15 protein-coding genes are annotated in these 16,961 nt (G+C 70.4%); 8 read left to right on the forward strand and 7 right to left on the reverse strand.

The genetic code is table 11. The features are described 5' to 3' along the window. Positions 1-91: 91 nt before the first annotated feature. Positions 92-1,153 carry an LPS export ABC transporter permease LptG gene (gene lptG, locus H5U26_RS01195; protein ID WP_290615823.1) on the reverse strand — a complete coding sequence of 354 codons (1,062 nt, stop codon included), beginning with the start codon at positions 1,151-1,153 and terminating at the stop codon, positions 92-94. After that, on the reverse strand, positions 1,150-2,226 hold the full coding sequence (gene lptF / locus H5U26_RS01200) for an LPS export ABC transporter permease LptF (RefSeq protein WP_290615825.1): 1,077 nt from the start codon (positions 2,224-2,226) through the stop codon (positions 1,150-1,152). Before lptF ends, lptG begins: the two co-directional genes overlap by 4 nt. Before the next feature lie 274 nt (positions 2,227-2,500). On the opposite strand from lptF, the gene H5U26_RS01205 reads away from it, so the two are divergent. Next, positions 2,501-3,223: a phosphocholine cytidylyltransferase family protein gene (locus tag H5U26_RS01205; RefSeq protein WP_290615827.1), complete on the forward strand. Its 723-nt coding sequence runs from the start codon at positions 2,501-2,503 to the stop codon at positions 3,221-3,223. 118 nt (positions 3,224-3,341) lie between these two features. On the opposite strand, the gene H5U26_RS01210 is transcribed toward H5U26_RS01205, so the two are convergent. Both H5U26_RS01210 and H5U26_RS01215 read right to left on the reverse strand, forming a co-directional pair. After that, positions 3,342-4,133, reverse strand: a complete 792-nt coding sequence (locus H5U26_RS01210) for a nucleotidyltransferase family protein (RefSeq protein ID WP_290615829.1) — start codon at positions 4,131-4,133, stop codon at positions 3,342-3,344. Next, complete coding sequence (locus H5U26_RS01215; RefSeq protein ID WP_290615831.1) at positions 4,130-5,266, reverse strand: GNAT family N-acetyltransferase; 1,137 nt, start codon at positions 5,264-5,266, stop codon at positions 4,130-4,132. The genes H5U26_RS01210 and H5U26_RS01215 overlap by 4 nt, the downstream gene beginning before the upstream one ends. 283 nt (positions 5,267-5,549) lie before the next feature. Between H5U26_RS01215 and H5U26_RS01220 the strand changes: the two genes are divergently transcribed. The 6 genes from H5U26_RS01220 (at position 5,550) to H5U26_RS01245 (ending at position 12,534) form a co-directional block, all read left to right on the forward strand. Next, positions 5,550-5,978: an HIT family protein gene (locus H5U26_RS01220; RefSeq protein WP_290615833.1), complete on the forward strand. Its 429-nt coding sequence runs from the start codon at positions 5,550-5,552 to the stop codon at positions 5,976-5,978. After that, entirely contained in the window at positions 5,975-7,774 is a 1,800-nt protein-coding gene (locus H5U26_RS01225) for a fatty acyl-AMP ligase (protein WP_290615835.1), read from the forward strand. Before H5U26_RS01220 ends, H5U26_RS01225 begins: the two co-directional genes overlap by 4 nt. Beyond that, positions 7,767-8,693, forward strand: a complete 927-nt coding sequence (locus H5U26_RS01230) for an NAD-dependent epimerase/dehydratase family protein (protein ID WP_290615837.1) — start codon at positions 7,767-7,769, stop codon at positions 8,691-8,693. Before H5U26_RS01225 ends, H5U26_RS01230 begins: the two co-directional genes overlap by 8 nt. Before the next feature lie 72 nt (positions 8,694-8,765). Then, positions 8,766-9,008, forward strand: coding sequence for a phosphopantetheine-binding protein (locus H5U26_RS01235; protein WP_068804383.1), 243 nt, complete (start codon positions 8,766-8,768; stop codon positions 9,006-9,008). Positions 9,009-9,022: 14 nt separating this feature from the next. Beyond that, positions 9,023-10,237: an aminotransferase class I/II-fold pyridoxal phosphate-dependent enzyme gene (locus H5U26_RS01240; protein WP_290615841.1), complete on the forward strand. Its 1,215-nt coding sequence runs from the start codon at positions 9,023-9,025 to the stop codon at positions 10,235-10,237. Continuing rightward, entirely contained in the window at positions 10,234-12,534 is a 2,301-nt protein-coding gene (locus H5U26_RS01245) for an ELM1/GtrOC1 family putative glycosyltransferase (RefSeq protein WP_290615843.1), read from the forward strand. The genes H5U26_RS01240 and H5U26_RS01245 overlap by 4 nt, the downstream gene beginning before the upstream one ends. A gap of 32 nt (positions 12,535-12,566) precedes the next feature. On the opposite strand, the gene H5U26_RS01250 is transcribed toward H5U26_RS01245, so the two are convergent. Further along, complete coding sequence (locus H5U26_RS01250; RefSeq protein ID WP_290615845.1) at positions 12,567-13,460, reverse strand: hypothetical protein; 894 nt, start codon at positions 13,458-13,460, stop codon at positions 12,567-12,569. Positions 13,461-13,814: 354 nt separating this feature from the next. On the opposite strand from H5U26_RS01250, the gene H5U26_RS01255 reads away from it, so the two are divergent. Then, on the forward strand, positions 13,815-14,774 hold the full coding sequence (locus H5U26_RS01255) for a class I SAM-dependent methyltransferase (protein ID WP_290615847.1): 960 nt from the start codon (positions 13,815-13,817) through the stop codon (positions 14,772-14,774). On the opposite strand, the gene H5U26_RS01260 is transcribed toward H5U26_RS01255, so the two are convergent. Then, complete coding sequence (locus H5U26_RS01260; RefSeq protein ID WP_290615849.1) at positions 14,759-15,610, reverse strand: sulfotransferase domain-containing protein; 852 nt, start codon at positions 15,608-15,610, stop codon at positions 14,759-14,761. The genes H5U26_RS01255 and H5U26_RS01260 overlap by 16 nt on opposite strands. 172 nt (positions 15,611-15,782) lie before the next feature. Further along, entirely contained in the window at positions 15,783-16,868 is a 1,086-nt protein-coding gene (locus H5U26_RS01265; RefSeq protein WP_290615851.1) for an ELM1/GtrOC1 family putative glycosyltransferase, read from the reverse strand. Positions 16,869-16,961: the final 93 nt, after the last annotated feature.

Genomic DNA, 16,961 nt, shown 5'->3' on the forward strand with positions numbered 1-16,961 from the left:
GACAGGGCCGCCGCAACCGGCGCCTTGTCGTGCAAGCGCGATGATCGCCCGGCACAGCCGGGCTCCTACACGCGAATGCCGCAGCGCTTCCCTATCGCAAGCGACGCAACAGGCGCCCGGCAAACAGCAGGATCAGCGTCGGCAGGGCCAGCGCCGTCAGCGGCGCCGGCAGGTGCAGCAGCAGACCCAGGTAACCGAGCGTCTGGGTGACGAAATACAGCCCGATGCCGGCCACCGTGCCGGCCAGCACGCGGCGACTGAGCGTGCTCGAGCGGTTGCTGCCCAGCACCAGCGGGATGGCCACCAGCATCATGGCCAGCGTCACCAGCGGTTGTGCCAGCTGCTGCCACAGGCGCAGCTCTTCCTGCGGCACCTGCTCGTTACGGGCCCGCAGATCGCGCACGTAGAAATACAGGTCGATCGGCGACAGGGCTTGCGGCGGCACCACCAGCACGCCCAGCTGCTGGGCATCCAGGAACGAGTCCCAGTCCAGCTGCGCCAGCTGCTGCGCGCGCGCCGGCGGCGGCTCGAACTGCTTGACCACCACGTCCTGGAGCCGCCACACGCGGTCCTGCTCCAGACTCGCGCGCTCGGCATGCAGATAGCGCCGCAGACGCCCGGCGTCATCAAAGTCATACACCGTCACATCGGACGGGGTGCGCCCGCGCAGCATGCGCCCGACGTTCAGGAAACTGCGCCCGTCGCGCGACCAGAAGCCGCCGCGAAAATCCACCGACACATCCTCGGCCAGCGCCGCGGCGCGCATGCGCTCGGCGCGCATCTCCAGTGCCGGCGCCACGAATTGGGCCATCAGCAGCATCAGCATCAACAGCGTCAGGCCGGGCGCCAGCACCATGCCGATCAGCCGCCGCAGCGGCAGGCCGGCGGCGCGCATGGCCAGGATCTCGTTGCCGTCCGCGAGCAGGCCCAGCGGCACCAGCGTGCCCAGCAGGGCGATCACCGGCGTGGCATCCAGCAGCCGGCGCGGCAACATCATCAGCACGTACAGGAATGCGTCGACCAACGTGTAGGCGCCCTCGACGTCGTCGAGCTGCTGGATCAGCTCGATGAAACTGAACAGCGCCACGAACACCAGCGCCACCAGCAGGTAGCCCTGCGCCATGGCGCGGGCGATGTAACGGGCGAGAATCATCGGTGGCGGCGACGCCGCCACTGTGGCAGCACGATCAGCACGGCCAGCACCACGCAGCCGAGCAGGGGAACGAGCAACACCCCGGGCCAGGGCGCCAGCTCGCCGTTCTCCACCGCATCCATCACCACCGCCAGCAGGTTGTAGTACACGATGCAGCCGAGCAGGCCGACCGTCAGCTTGCTGGAGCGGCTGCGCCGCGGCGGCATGCGGCTGATCGGCACGCCCAGCAGGCCCAGCAGGACGGTGGAGAACGGCGCGGCGATGCGCCACTGCAGCTCGGCCGTGTCCTTCGGATCCGCGGACGCCGCCAGCTCGCCGTTCGCGGTGGCCTTGCGGCGCTTGCGCACGATGGCCTGCTCCTCGTCCAGGCGCAGCGCCAGCGTGCGGTAGCTGATGATCATGTCGCTGCCCAGGCTGTCGCCCGTGCCCGGATCGAGCTGGTAGTAGCGGCCGTCGAGGAATTCCACGACCTGCCGCCCGTCGGAGTCGGTGAGCTGGCGTGCCCGCTGGGCGAACACCACCCCATCGGCCTGGCCGCCGCTGTCGGCGTGGGTGAACACCTGCAGCCGCTCGTCACCGTCGGCCGCTTCGCTGAACATCACCAGACCGCCGGTGAAGTCGGCATAGAACCGGCCCGGCGGCAGGCGCGTCAGGTCGAAGCGGCGCTCGGCGCTGGCCTCCAGCCGGTAGACGTTCTGATACAGCTGCGGGCGCACCACCAGCGATGCGACTGCCACTACCGCCGCCACCGGCAGCGCCAGCCACAGCACGGCCTGGAACAACCAGCGTTCGCCGATGCCGCAGGCTGCCAGGGCGGTGGTCTCCTGATCGCGCTGCAGGCGCCCCAGGCCGAGCGCCACCGACAGCATCAGCGCCATCGGCACGATGGCGTCCAGGCTGATGAACAGCTTCAGCCCGATCAACACCGCCGCCAGGCTGCCGGGCAGTGCGCCGCTGGCCGCCTCGCCCAGAAAGCGCGCCGAGCTGTAACCGGTAAAAACCAGCAGCAGGCTGCCGCACACCACCGCAAACGGGCTCGCCAGCTCGCGCAGCAGGTAGCGTCTGAGGATCATGGCAAACGGTAAGGGCGTGGCCGGGACTGGATGTATCGGGGGCCGGCAGTCTAGCAGGCCGCATCAGCTCATTCGCCAGACCGCCACCACCGGCGGGCAGCCAGTCGCCCTGACCCGCCGCTACGCCAGCCGGACCGCGAACGCCGCTGTGCTAGGCTTTGCGGCCGGCGCAGGCCTGCCTGTCCCGGCATGCCGACCGCCCTGCTGGGCGTCCTGCCCCTTTCCCGGTCGTCGCCTGGCGGCCATCTCGTTTCGCGGAGTTCCGATCCAACCCATGCAGGCCGTCATCCTGAGCGCCGGTCAAGGCCGGCGCTTGCTGCCCCTCACCGCCGATCGCCCCAAGTGCCTGGTCGACCTGCACGGCAAGACGCTGCTGCAGTGGCAACTGGACGCCCTGCTGGCGGCCGGCGTCGGGCCGATCACCGTGGTCACCGGTTACGCCAGCGAGGCGGTCGAGGCGGTAATCGCCAGCCACTACGCCGGGCGCCCGGTGCAGGTCCAGTTCAACCCGTTCTTCCAGGTGGCGGACAACCTTGGCAGTTGCTGGATCGCCCGCGCCGCCTTCGACGGCGAGCTGCTGCTGCTCAACGGCGACACGGTGTTCGAGCCGGCGGTCGTGCAGCGCCTGCTGGCGGCGCCGGCGGCGCCGATCCGCCTGGCCATCGACCGCAAGGCCAGCTACGACGACGACGACATGAAGGTCATCGTCGATGGCGAGCGCCTGCTGCGCATCGGCAAGCAGCTGCCGGTGGATGCGGTGGATGCCGAATCGATCGGCATGCTGCGCTTCGACGCCGACGGGGCACGACATTTTCAGGCGGCCGTCGAACGCGCGCTGCGCGAGCCCGACGGCCTGCGCTGGTGGTATCTGTCGGTGATCGACCGGCTGGCCGACGAGGGCCTGGTCATGACCTGCTCGATCGAAGGCCTGCGCTGGGCCGAGGTGGATTTCCCGCGGGATCTGGACGCCGCGCGGGCGGTAGTGGCCGAAGGCTGATCCGTCCCCGCTCCCGGCCCCCGACCTGTCCGCGGCGGGGGCGCCGCTCACACAGCGCTTCCGCGGTGTGGGAAGCCCGCCCCCGGGCCGAATGTCAGCCGAATGCTTCGGCGTTTCCTTAGCCGGCGCCGGCCAACAGTCGCTCGACCAGCTCGAAATCGGCCACCGAATCGACATCCACCGCCGCCCGCGGATCGTCCAGCAACACGGCCCCGAGCCGCGCCCCTACCCGCCGCGACAGGCGTTCTAGGCCCGCCTCCAGGGTCAGCCAACCGCACAGGTACGCCAGCAGCGTACCCGGACCGAGCGCCGCGGCCAGCCGGTGCGGCTTCTTGCGCTGCTGCTCGATGTGGCGCCAGAACTCGGGCGCGCGCCGACCGGCCGGGGTCAGAAACGCAAACAGATTGCAGCCGCAGTAGGCGCCATCCCGAAACCGCAGCGCCGTGCGGCGCGACTGCGGAAATGCCGCCTGCACCGCCGCATGGCGCGCCAGGCCGACGACGGCATCCTTGCCGGTCGCCTGCGCCGCGGCGCAGAAGGCATCGACCCAGCCGGCCTGCAGCAAGGCGTGGTCGGCCGTCGTGAGCAGCACCGGCGTGTCCGCCGGCACGCTGGCCAGACCCGCCAGTGCACTCTGGCTGGGCGAGGGCGCCGGCGCCAACCAGCTCAGCTCGCCGTCGGCAATCCGCCGCGCCAGCGGCGGGCAGGCGGCGATCTGCTCCCGGCTCGGGCCGACCAGCGTCACCCCGTCCACCGCCGTGCTGCCCGCCAGCGCGTCCAGCACGCGCAGCAGCATCGGCTGGCCGGCCAGAGGCACCAGCGCCTTGCCGGCGGCGCCGACGTGGCGTGCCACCGGATCGTCGGCGCCGCGGTCGCCGGCCAGCACCACGGCATGAAAGCGGGCGCTCAAAGCGCCTTGCCGTAGATGCGGTAGCGCTTGTAGCAGCGGCTGCCCAGCGACTCGATGATGCTGCGCATGCCGCGGTTGTCCTCCAGAATCCACGACATCTCAGCCTGCTTGACACCGCGCCGCAGACCGGTCTGGCGGGCGGCATCGATCACCAGCATGGCCAAGGCGGTGCCCAGCCGGGTGCGCTGCAGGCGTTGGCGCACGCCCATCAGCGCCACCCGCACGGCCTTCGGGTGGCGCACCTTGAGCCGCCACAGCAGCCTGGCCCAGCCAAACGGCAGCAGGCGGCCATGCAGGTCCGCGATCGCCTCGTTTAGGTTGGGCAGCACGGCGATCATCGCCACCGGCTCGCCGGCCACCTCGGCGATCTGCACGAAGCCGGGGTCGACCAGCCACCGCACCAGTTGCCCCAGGGCCTTGAACTCGGCCTCAGTGAACGGCACGAAGCCCCAGTTGCCGGCCCAGGCATCGTTGAAGATGTCGCGCAGGATGGCGATGTCGCGGTCCAGGTGCTTGAGGTCCAGCGACCGCAGCGTGACCTGGTCACGCTCTCGCTCGAGCAGGCGCTGGGCCGCCGGCGGGAATCGAAAATCCGTACCGACTATGTAGGCCAGCAGATCCTTGGCCTTGGCATAGCCCTGCTCCTGGACGCGCGGCCCGTAGTACGGCAGGGCATGGCCCATCATCACCATCGGCGGGGTGTCGAAGCCGTCCACCAGCAGCCCGCATTCCTCGTTGACGGACAGGTTGAAAGGTCCGCGAATCTCGGTCATCCCCTGGCCACGCAGCCAGTCTTCCGCAGCGCCCAACAGGGCCGCGAATACCTGCGGGTCGTCTTCGGCCTCCAGCAGCCCGAAATACCCGACCCGCTCGCCGTGCGTCTGCTCGTGCAGCCGGTCCACCTGCGCGCTGATGCGCCCGACCACCTGGTCGCCGCGCTTGGCCAGCCAGGCCTGCCAGCGGGCGTGCTCGAACAGCGGATTGCGGGCCGAGAGCAGTTCATGCCGCTCCAGCAGCAGCGGCGGCACCCAGTGCGGATCGTTCCGGTACAGGCGCTGTGGCAGCGCCCAGAAAGCACGCCTGGCCGACCGCCCCATCAAGGGCGTGACGGTCAGCGACGCCAGGCCGTTCATGCGCACAGCCGGCGCGAGGCAAACAGACGAAAACGGATCATCGACCACCTGGCGGACAAGGAAAGCGCGGCCCAACCGGCCGCCGATTTTTCGAACACATGTTGGATACGTTATATTCCGCGGCAATTTTACGATTGTGACGAAATCATGTATCCGGCTCCCCGGCCCATGCATGCGGTCATCGAAGCGAAAGCCACACAGGGTTCAACTTGCTCGCCGTACCAGCCCAAGCCTTGTCTGCCTTTCGATCAGCGGTACATATACCGCCTCCTGACAGCCCGGCATGAACGCCACGGCGCGAAAATTCGGCGACCCGGCCACGCGCATCGCCACCTGCGGTGCCTGGACCGTGCTGCTGCGCCCACGCCAGCCGACGCTGGGCGCGCTGGTGCTGGTGTGTGATGAACCGGTACGCGCGTTCGGTGATGTGAGTGCGGCGGGCTACGCCGATCTTGCCCGAACCACCCGCCGCGTCGAGGCCATGCTTGGCGCCGCATTTGCTTATGACAAGATCAATTACCTGATGCTCATGATGGTGGACCCCGACGTGCATTTCCATGTCCTGCCGCGCTATGCGCAGGTCCGGCACTTCGCCGGGCATGCGTTTTCCGATCTGGCCTGGCCCAACGCCCCGGATCTGGGTTTCGATCATGCCATCGACGCCGCGACGCAGGCCACCCTCATCGCGCGCCTGAAAGAGGCGTGGCAATGAGCGGTGCGGCCCGGGCCAACCCGGACTTCGGCCACCGCGCGTCCATGACCCAGCCGACGCCGACGCACAATACCCTGCCGGTGCGTTTTGCCGACTTCGATACGCTGACCGACGCGCTCGATTACGCGGCAGCGGGCACCACCGGCAGCAATTTCTACAATGCGCGCGGCGATCTGGCGCTGGCGCTCAGCTACGCCCAGCTGCGTCGGGATGCGCTGGATCTTGCGCAGCGCTTCGCGGCTCTGGGCCTGCCCCGGCAGGCACGCGTGGCGCTGGTGGCGGAAACCGACCCGGACTTCGTGCGGCTGTTTTTCGCCTGCCAGTACGCCGGCCTGGTGCCGGTCCCCCTGCCCGCGGCGGTGCACCTGGGCGGGCGTGAGGCCTTTGTGCGCCAGTTGCGCACCATGCTGGACGGTTGCCAGGCCAGTGTGGCGATCGCGCCGCCGGACTTCGGCCCCATGCTGCACGCCGCCGCCGTCGGTATGCCGCTCGCGTTCTGTGGCACGCCCGATGAGTTCCGTGCGCTGGCGCTGGCGGACCGCCCGCCGCAGCCGTCGCAGCCCGACGAGCTGGCCTATTTGCAGTACACCTCCGGCAGCACCCGCTTCCCGCGCGGGGTGATGATCACCCACCGCACCGTGATGCAGAACCTGCAGGGCATCGTGCGCCACGGCCTGGCCATCAGCGACGCTGACCGCTTCATGTCCTGGCTGCCCTTCTATCACGACATGGGACTGGTCGGACTGGTGTTCTCGCCGCTGGCCGCGCAGCGTTCCGTGGACTACCTGGGCACGCGCGATTTCGCCATGCGGCCGCGCCAGTGGCTGGCGCTGATGTCGCGCAATCGCGCCACCATCGCCTTCAGCCCGCCGTTTGGCTACGCGCTGGTCGGGCGCCGCCTGCGGCCGACCGATGTCGCCCAGTACGACCTGTCGGCCTGGCGCATCGCCGGTGTCGGCGCCGAGACCATCCGCGCCGAGACGCTGGAAAAGTTCGCAGCGGTGCTGCACGACAGCGGCTTTCGCGCCGAGGCCTTCCTGCCGTGCTACGGCATGGCCGAGTGCTCGCTGGCGGTCAGTTTCGCGCCGCTGGGCCTGGGCATCGACACCGACACCGTGGATGCCGAAGTGCTTGGCCATCAGCGGGTGGCGCAAATCGCCGACGCGCAGACCGCCAGCGTCAACCGCTTCGTCAATTGCGGCACGGTATTGCCGGGACATTGCCTGGAAATTCGCGACGAGACCGGACGCCGACTTCCGCAGCGGCGCTGCGGCACCATTTTCGTGCGCGGACCCAGCGTCATGTCCGGCTACTTCGGCGATGCCGCCGAAACCGCCCGCGTGCTGTCACCTGACGGCTGGCTCAATACCGGCGATGTGGGTTATCTGGCCGACGGCCGCCTGTTCATCACCGGTCGCGAGAAGGACCTGTTCATCATCAACGGGCGCAACATCTGGCCGCAGGATCTCGAATTCCTGGCCGAACAGCAGCCGGAGCTGCGCCCGGAAGATGCCTCGGCGTTCGCCGTGCCCGACGCCAACGGCGACGACCTTGCGGTGCTGGTCGTGCAATGCCGCGAGCACGACCCGCTGCGTCGCATCGACCTGGTCACCCGCCTGCAGGGCCTGATCAAGGCCGAGCTTGGCATTCCCTGTTTCATCGAACTGGTGGCCCCGCACACCCTGCCGCGCACCTCGTCGGGCAAGCTGTCGCGTTCCGGCGCCCGCCGCGACTTCCTGGAGCGCAACGGCAACCAGGCGCTGACGCCCGATCGCCTCGCCAAGAGCGTTGACTGACGCCGGCAGCGGAACGGTCGCCATCACCGGCGCCAGCGGTTTCGTCGGCGCTGCCCTGGCCCACCATCTGGCCAGCCAGGGTTGGCGTTTGCGGCTGCTGGTGCGGCCGGGCTCGCAAGACCGCCTGCCCCGGATCGACGGTGCGCAGGTCGTCACCGGATCACTGGGCGACGCGAATGCCCTGCGGCAGTTGCTGGACGGCGCCCCGGCACTGGTGCACTGCGCCGGGGCGGTGCGCGGACTGACGCGCGCCGACTTCGACCGCGTCAATGTCGACGGCGTACAGGCGCTGCTGGACGCCACCGACGCGGCCCAGCGGGTGGTGCACATCTCGTCGCTGGCGGCGCGTCATCCCGGCCTGTCGCACTACGCCGCCAGCAAGCTGGCCGGCGAGCAGCGGGTGATCGACCAACTGCCGCCCCAGCGGCGGGTCGTGCTGCGCCCGCCGGCGATCTACGGCCCGGGCGACCGGGAACTGCGTCCGCTGCTGGACCGGATGATGCGCGGCCTGGCGCTGCTGCCGGGCCCACCGGGGGCTCGATTCTCGCTGCTGCACGTCCACGATCTGGCCCGCGCCGTCGGCTGCCTGTTGGCGGGCGATGCCGGCTGGGGCCAGACCCACGAGCCGGACGACGGCCACCGGCCAGGCTACGGCTGGCAGGATCTGCTGGACGCCGTCGCCCGGCTGCGCGGCGCGCCGGTGCGAGCCGTGCGCGTACCCGGTCCGCTGCTGTCGGCGCTGGGCGCCTGCAACGAACTGGCGGCCCGGCTCGCTGGCCGCGCGCCGATGCTCAGTCGCGGCAAGGCACGCGAGCTGCGCTGGCCGGACTGGCTCGCCGGCGGCAACGCCAGCCTGCTCGGCTGCGGCTGGCGGCCGGAAATCACACTCGATCAGGGGCTGCGGGACACGCTTGGCTGAGCCGGGCCGCTATACTCCCGCCGCCAGCCGCGCCAGTTGCGCGCAGGGCAGCAGGCGAGCGGGAGGAACCACATGGCAGTCAGCGCACAGCGCATCCTCGAAACCCTGCAGGATCGCCTGAACGCTCTTACCGGCGGCAAGGCGGTCAGCGGCGACACCGATCTGGTCGGCGACCTGGGACTCGATTCCCTGCAGGTCATGGAATTACTGATGGAAATGGAAGACGCATTCGACATCTCGATCCCGGTCAACGTGATGGCCGACGTGCGCACCGTCGGCGAGCTTGCCGCCGCCGTGCAAGCCCTGCTCGCCTGATCCGGCGGCCCGACATGGCTCTGTTCGACAAACTCGCGAGCGCTGCCGCGGTTCGCCGCGACGTGATCAGCTCCGGCGGCCTGGTGCCGTTCGGCGTCACCGTGGAGCGCATCGTGTCGCCCACCGAGGGCATGGTCGCCGGCCGTCGGGTGATCCTGGGCGGCACCAACAACTACCTTGGGCTGACCTTCGACCCCGAGTGCATCGAGGCCGGTGCCGCCGCGCTGCGCAGCGAGGGCACCGGCACCACCGGTTCGCGCATGGCCAACGGCAGCTACGCCGGCCACTTGGCGCTGGAACACGAACTGGCACAGTTCTACGGCTGGCCCCAGGCGATCGTGTTCTCGACCGGCTACCTGGCCAACCTGGGCATGATCGGCGCGCTGGCCGCGCCGGGCGACGTGCTGGTCATCGACGGCGACTGCCACGCCAGCATCTACGACGGCTGCAAGCTGTCCGGGGCGGAAGTCATCCGCTTCCGGCACAACAATGCCGCCGATCTTGACCGCCGTCTGGCCCGCCTGGGCGAGCGCGCCCAAAATGCCTTGGTCATCGTCGAGGGTATTTACAGCATGCTGGGTGACCAGGCGCCACTGGCCGATATTGCCGCGGCCACACACCGCCACGGCGCCCTGCTGATGGTGGACGAGGCGCACTCGCTGGGCGTGTTGGGTGCCAACGGCCGGGGCCTGTGCGAAGCCGCCGGCGTGATGGACAGCGTCGATTTCGTGGTCGGTACCTTCAGCAAGAGCCTGGGCGGGGTCGGCGGTTTCTGCGTCAGCCCGCACGCCGAGCTTGGCCTGGTGCGCTACACCAGCCGGCCGTACATCTTCACCGCCTCGCCCTCGCCGGCCACCATCGCCTCCACCCGCACCGCGCTGGCTGCGCTGCGCAGCCGCCCGCAGCTGCGCCAGCGGCTGTGGCACAACGTGTCGCGCCTGCACGCGGGCCTGACCGCGATGGGTCTGCCGCCGGCGGCCGAGCCGAGCCCGGTGCTGGCGGTGCTGCGGGACAGCCGCGACCAGGCCCTGGCCGACTGGCAGCAGTTGCTGGATGCCGGTGTGTACGTGAACCTCATGGTGCCGCCAGCCACGCCGGGCGGCATCAGCCTGCTGCGCTGCAGCATCAGCGCCGCCCACACCGACGCGCAGATCGACCAAATTCTCGCCGCCTTCCGCGCCCTGCCGGGCGCCGGTCACGCTGTCGCGGGGCAGGCTGCTCTGGCATGAGCCAAGCCGCCTCGCGGTCGACCCCGCCGGCACAAGCGCCCCTGCTCACCCCGGTGGTTTTCGAGGCGGTGGCCGGGGCCGCCGCCAGTCCGTTGCCGCCGGTGCGCATCTTTCTTGGCACCGAACCGGCCCAGCACCGGGCCGAGCGGGTGTTTTTCCACTCCCTGAAAAAGGTCCGCGATCCGGCGCGCCGGTACGAGGTGTACCGCATGACGCGCCTGCCGGGCTTCGCGCAGGGCCCGTGGCGCACCGGCTTCACCAACTTCCGCTTCGCCATTCCGGATCTGGCCGGTCGCCACGGGCGCGCGATCTACAACGACGTTGACGAGATTTACCTGGCCGACCCGGCGCCGCTGTTCGACCTGCCGATGGGCGAGGCCGGCTATCTGGCCCTGACCCCGGCCGATACCGCCGTGATGCTGCTCGACTGCGCGCGCATGGCCGAGGTGTGGACGCTCGAGCGCGCGCAGCGCCTGGGCAAGAAGACGCTGCTGGAACTGGCGGCCGAGAAGCCCGGCCTGTGGGCGCCGCTGCCGGCGCAGTGGCACGCGCGCGACATGGAGTACCAGCCGGGCTTCACCGCCTGCCTGCATTACACGGCGCTGAACCTGCAGCCGTGGCACCCCGCGCCGGACCAGTATTCCTACCACCCGCACCCGCTGGGCGAGCTGTGGCGCGACCTGGAGCGCGAGGCCGATGCCGCCGGCTACGAGATTTTTTCCGCCGCAAACCCGAGCCCGGCCTTTGCCGGCGCGGTGGCCCGTCTGGCAGCGGCGCCGCGCTGGCAGTTGCCAGCCGATGTCGCTGCGCTGGCCGGTCGCCCGGGCAGCGTGGCGGCGGTGGGACCGCTCGATACCAGCGCGCTGGGCGCGCCCGAGGTGGCGGAGCTGACGATCGATGCGCTCGCCGACGCCAAGGCCGACCTGGTCGCCGCGGCTCGCCTGGATCAGTGCCCGGCGGACGATCTGCCGTGGCTGATCGACGCCCTGTTCGCCGCCGCTCAGCGCGCCGTCTACCTGGCCGTGGCGCCGGCCGCTGCCGAAGAGCCGGCGGATACCGAGGCCTGGTGGCGGGCACGCTTGCGCGCCGCCGTGCGCCGCCACCCTGGCCGCGCCTGGCGGCTCGACGTGCTGGATGCCGCCGGCCAGCGAACGCACGGCTGGCAGGCCAAGGCGCCCGCCGGCATGGCACCGACCGTGTGGCGGCTGCACGGCAAGCACGCCGGCGACAACGCGCAGATCGACGCCTTGGCCGCCGCCCTCGGCTGGCCGAGTCGGCCGCACCGCCTGCGCTTCTCGCCGCGGTCACGTCTGCCCGGCTGGCTCAAGGGCGCGAACCGGCTGGGCCTACTCGGCAGCGAGCCGGCGCTCGAACCGCCGTGGCCGGACCTGGTCATCGCCGCCGGCCGGCGCAGCGCCAACGTGGCGCGCTGGATCGTCAAACAAAGCGGCGGGCGCACGCGCAGCGTGCTGCTGGGCCGGCCGCGGGCACCGCTGTCGACCTTCGATCTGGTGATCACCACGCCGCAGTACGGTCTGCCGGTGCGCAGCAACGTGCTGCACCTGCCGGCACCGCTGGCGCTGCCCGCCACCGCCGACGACGCCACGCTGGAGGCCTGGCGCGCGCGCTGGGCGGCACTGCCGCGGCCATGGATCGGCCTGTTGGTGGGCGGCGACCGCGCGCCGTACCGGATCGATGCCGACGCCGCCCGGCGGCTGGCCGCGGCAGCACGGGCGCTCGCCGCCCAGCGCGGCGGCAGCGTGCTCGCCACAACCGGCCCGCGCACCATGCCGGCGGCGGCCGAGGCGCTGGTCGCGGCGCTCGGCGAGCGCGCCTTCTGCCACCGCTATGTGCCGGGGCAGGCGGACAACCCGTACCGCGCCTTGCTGGCACTGGCCGACCAGTTCATCGTCACCGGCGACAGCGCCTCGATGCTGGCCGAGGCGGCGGGCACCGGCAAACCGCTCGCGGTGTTCGAACCGCCCCGCCAAAGCACCGCCGCCAAGCGCCTGCTGCACTGGCTCGAACAGCGCCTGGGCCTTATCGAGCGCGGCGCCGGCAGCCGCGGCACGGCTCGGCAGCAAAACCGCCTGGGCCGCGCCTATGACCGCCTGCTGGCGGCCGGCATCGTCGATCGCGAGCGCGATGTCGCCGCCGTGCAGCGCAGCCTGGGACTGCTCACCCTGCCGGCCGAGCCCGCGCCGGCGCAACTCGGGCCGGCGCAGCGGGAGCGAGCGCTCGCCGACGCCGCCGTGCGGGCGCGCGAATTGCTGACTGCCGAACAACGCCTCGACTGAGTCGGCGGCTGGCCGGCGCTGGGCGGCGAATCTCAGGCGGCGGCTTGTCGACGCACCCGCGCCAGCACCTCGAAGGCGTCGTGGCGCACATGGTCGCGCGCCATCTGCTCGCGCAGCATGGCCTCGGTCACCAGCCCCTGATCGAGACACTCGCCGAGCAGCTGGAAGAAAAACGCCTCCACGGCCGGCTGCGGGTGCGGTTCGTAGGTCGCCCGCGGTGCCGGCTTGCCCTTGATGCTGCGCACCATGCTGCGCAGCCGCCCGCCCAATGAGCGATCCAGATGCCGCGCCGAGGGCGTGAAATCCACCGGCAGGCCGGTCTTCCAAGGCTGCGTGCGGCGCTTGGTTGTGTGCAGCATCTGCGTGGCCGGGGTGAGCCGGTCGAAGTCGTTCCACTCGGGCTCCAGCAGCCCGATGGTCGCCGGATCCTCGCAGCGCAGCGAGATCCAATCCATGTAATCGCGCCGCATCTGGAACAGCTCCTCGAACTGCTCCTCGCAGCGCCAGTGCGTGAGCCTGGCGCAGTCGAGCAGCATCACGCTGGAGGCGTACTGCTTGGCACCCTCCCGCGCCCGGCACATGATGGCGCTGCCGTGCATGTCGCGCGTCAGCAGCGCGTGCACGTCGCCCACCGCGAACACGTCCGGGTCCACCACCACCGCCCGGCCCTGGTAGCCCATCAGTGCCGGCGGCAGGAAACGCAGCGGCGTGAACGACTGCAGGTCATCGTTGCGCCACACGCGCGTGGCGCCGTCGCGCAGGAAGGCGCGCCCCTCGTGCGCTGCCAGGAACGGCTGCTCCTCGGCCTTGATGATGCGCACCTCGAAGGCGTCCGGCTGGCGCGAATTGCGGCGCATGGCGTGGGCGGCAACGATGGCGCCGATGATCTGCTTCTCGTTGGTGTGGATAAAGACCGTGCCGTCCACGCTCGCCTCCGCTGGCCGCCTGACGCGCCCTCAACTGGCGCGCCTTGTCGGTTCGAAGGGTACCCGCGTCGGGGTGCGCCGCCAATTGCCCGCCGTCAAGCGCCGCGCTGCTTGGCGCCGGCTCACGCCAAGCCGCTGGGTGGCGCCGCACAGCGCTGGGGCTGGCGGCGCGACTGTTAAACTTCGCCCGAGCCGCGTGCGATCGCCCGCCGCTCCCGCGGCACCCGACGCCAATCACGAAATCCCCGCCAGGCACGCCTGAACGCGCCGCCCAGCAACGGCCCGATCACCAGCTAACTGCCGCGTCGGCGTCATGCCCGCTGTGGGCCCCTGCATCAGACGAGGTCACCACGCATGTCGAGTGTTCCGGTTCCGCTGTCGTCGCTGACGGACGCGCTGGGCGTCACACCCGGGCAGATCGATGAGCTGCTGGAACCGTTCGTGTCGGCGCAGGTATCGCGTTTCGATCGGCGCTGGCAGACACAGGTCTGGCGGCAGCGCTACAAGGTCCTGCGCCGGCTGTGGCGCGCCCCGGGCCACCAGGGCTCCTTGCCACAGGGCCGCAGCGTCGAGGTGGTGCAAGCCGAGTATGGCGATGTCTGGTCACGCTGGGCTTTCGACCGCTACGACCTGCGGCAGGCTTCCAGCGACGCCACGCCGTGGCTATGGCGTGGTCAGCGCCTGCTGGCGAACACCCTGGGCGCCACGCGCTGGCGCCAGCTGCTGTTGATCAAGGCCATCGAGCGGGTGCGCCCGAAGACGGTGCTCGAGGTCGGCTGCGGCAACGGCATCAACCTGCTGCTGCTGGCCTGCCGCTTTCCGGACATTGCCTTCACCGGCATCGAACTGACGGCCGAGGGACACGCCGCGGCACAATCCTTTCAGCAGACCCATGCGCTGCTGCCGGAACATCTGCAGGCCTTCGCGCCGCAGCCGCTGGCCGACCTGCAGGGCTTTCGCCGGGTGCGCTTCGTGCAGGGATCGGCGACCGAGCTGCCGTTCGAGAACGGTGCCTTCGACATGGCCATCACCGTGCTGGCGCTGGAGCAAATGGAGCAGATCCGTGCCCGGGCGCTGGCCGAAATCGCTCGCGTGGTGCGCTCGCACGCGCTGATGATCGAGCCGTTTCGAGACGTGAACCGCGGCTTCTGGCAACGCCTCAATGTCGATCGGCGCAACTACTTTCGCGGCAGCATCGGCGAGCTGGCCGACCACGGGCTGCGCCCGCAGGTGGCCTGCGCCGATTTTCCGCAGAAATACATCCTGCGCGCCGCGCTGGTTCTGAGCGAGCGGGTGAATCAGCCCAGCGGGTAGCCGAAGCTGGGATCCAGTTCGGCCCGCACCTGGGCGTCGATGCGGGCCACCTGCTCGGGCGTGTAGACCTCCCGGTAGCCGCCCACGCGCCCGCTGCGCACCTTGAACGACTGCGGGTTGTTCACGTCGCGCGGCTTGAGCCGACTGGACGCCCGCGGATCGTCGGCGTTTTGCCGCTCCAGGCGCTGCATGTTCTGGAAGGAACCGTACTCGACCGCCGCGCGCACCGCGGCCGGATCGACACTGCCGGCCACGAAGCGGATCAGCTGTTCCAGGGCCTCCTGCGGGGTGCGGCGCAGGTCTTCGTAACGCACGCGCAGCACGTCGTCGCGACCGGCGGTTTCCGCTGCCAGGCGATTCATGAAGGCGATCAGATTGTCGAGCCCGGTGCGCGGATGCTGGGTGAATTCCCACAGATCCAGCGGTCCGTATGGATAGTCGTTGACCCAGTGCTTGCCCGGCTTCATGCGGTGCTGCCAGTGGTGGTAGAAGGACACCAGCACGTCCCCGGGCTCGCGCACCAGCAGTACCAGTCGTTTGCCGGCATGCCAGGGCTGCGCGCCGCGCGCGCTCCAGTCACGGATGTAATTGTCGTGACTGAAGAACACCCCGACCGGCGCACCCGCCGCACGCTCGTAGGCGGCCAGCATGGTGGCAAGCCAGGTGCGTCCACTCTTGGCGTGCGACAGCACCACCGCATTGGCGCGCCCGATGCAGCGCGCCTCGTGCCAGCCGCGAACCTGGCGCGCAAAGCGCTTGCGCCGCGGCGGCGGCAACACACGACCCGCTCGCAGCAAGACGGCGCGCAGCAGATCATCGACTCTGGCAATCGACACGATGCCTCCGCAAGGTGAGCGGCTCGAACATGACCGGCAGTCCAACACGGACGCGCTCGATCGTGTGAGCCATCGGAAAACTGTGGGAGCCCGGCTGTGCCGGGCGATCATCGCGCAACGACGCTGCGCTTCGACCGGGGTTTCTGCCGGTGGGCAGGGCGCTGCGGGCGCGTCACGGTGCAGAACCCTCCAGCAGGACCAGCACACGGCTCCGGATTTCGGCCAGCTGCGCCGACACGCCAGCGCCATCGGATGGCGGCGAAAAACCCCGGTCCAGTGGCCGCGCCAAATCGAGCCGGTACAGGACACGGTGTAGCGCCGTCAGATCGCGCTGTGGGCGGCCGAGCCGGGCCGGCCACAGCGCCCGGGCACGCAGCAGCACCCGCGCCAGCAGCTGCCGTGGCCCTCGCCAGGCTGGCAACTCGAAAATCGCCAGCGGCCGCCCCAGACGCGCCACCTCGACCAGCATCGAGGCGCTGTCACCGGTCACCACGAAGCGGTCGGCCAGGGCCAGCAGCGCCAGGTAGGGGTTGTCAGACGCCTCGGCGCTCCAACGGAACAGCCTCGCGCCCGCCGGCAGCTTCGCCGCCAGCGCGTCGGCCACCCCAGTCGGGGTACGCCGGCTGGTGCTCACGTACAGGGTGCCGGCGCCACCGGTCGCAGCGAGCGTGAGGGCGATCAGCGCTCGCGCCTGGTCGGGACCGAAGCGAAACGGCTGTGTGGGGCCGCCGACCAGCACGGCGGTAATCGGCCGGGCGAGTGCCGCGAATTCGTCGCGCCAGCGCTCAACTGCCTCGCCGATGGCGGCCGGCGGCGGCACGATCAAGGGCAACTCAAGATTGATCACGTTCGCGCGCGCGGGCAGACGAAACTGCGGCGCGGCGATGATCAGATCGAAAGCCTCGTAATGGCCATGCGGACGCCCGACCAGTACCAGCCGCGTGCGGCCCCGTGACTGTTCCCGCAGCCAAAGAGCCACGTTCATCAAACGCCGCCCGCTGAGCACCACCATGTCCGGCCAGGGCGGCTCCAGTGCATCGCTCGCCGCCCGGTCGAGGTGTCCCAACCCGGCGCGGATCCTGGGCTTGCCCCGATGCCAGCGCCGGCGCATGCGCAGGCGCTTGACCGTGACCGGCAGGCCGACTGCCTCCAGCAGCGTGTCCACCTGCGCGTTGTCGCCGGCCTTCTCGGCCTGCAGCGCCCAGATCAGAGGCGTTGGCCGGGCCGCGTCGGGCGCTGGCGGAAACGTGGCATTCACGGGCGGGCTTTCTCGCGGCACTGCGACAGGTGCAGGCCGGCTGTGCGTCAGGAAGGCGGGGATTATCGTTGCAAACGCCCACCGGCACGGCGA

This window comes from Immundisolibacter sp. (genome assembly GCF_014359565.1).
Lineage (GTDB): Bacteria > Pseudomonadota > Gammaproteobacteria > Immundisolibacterales > Immundisolibacteraceae > Immundisolibacter.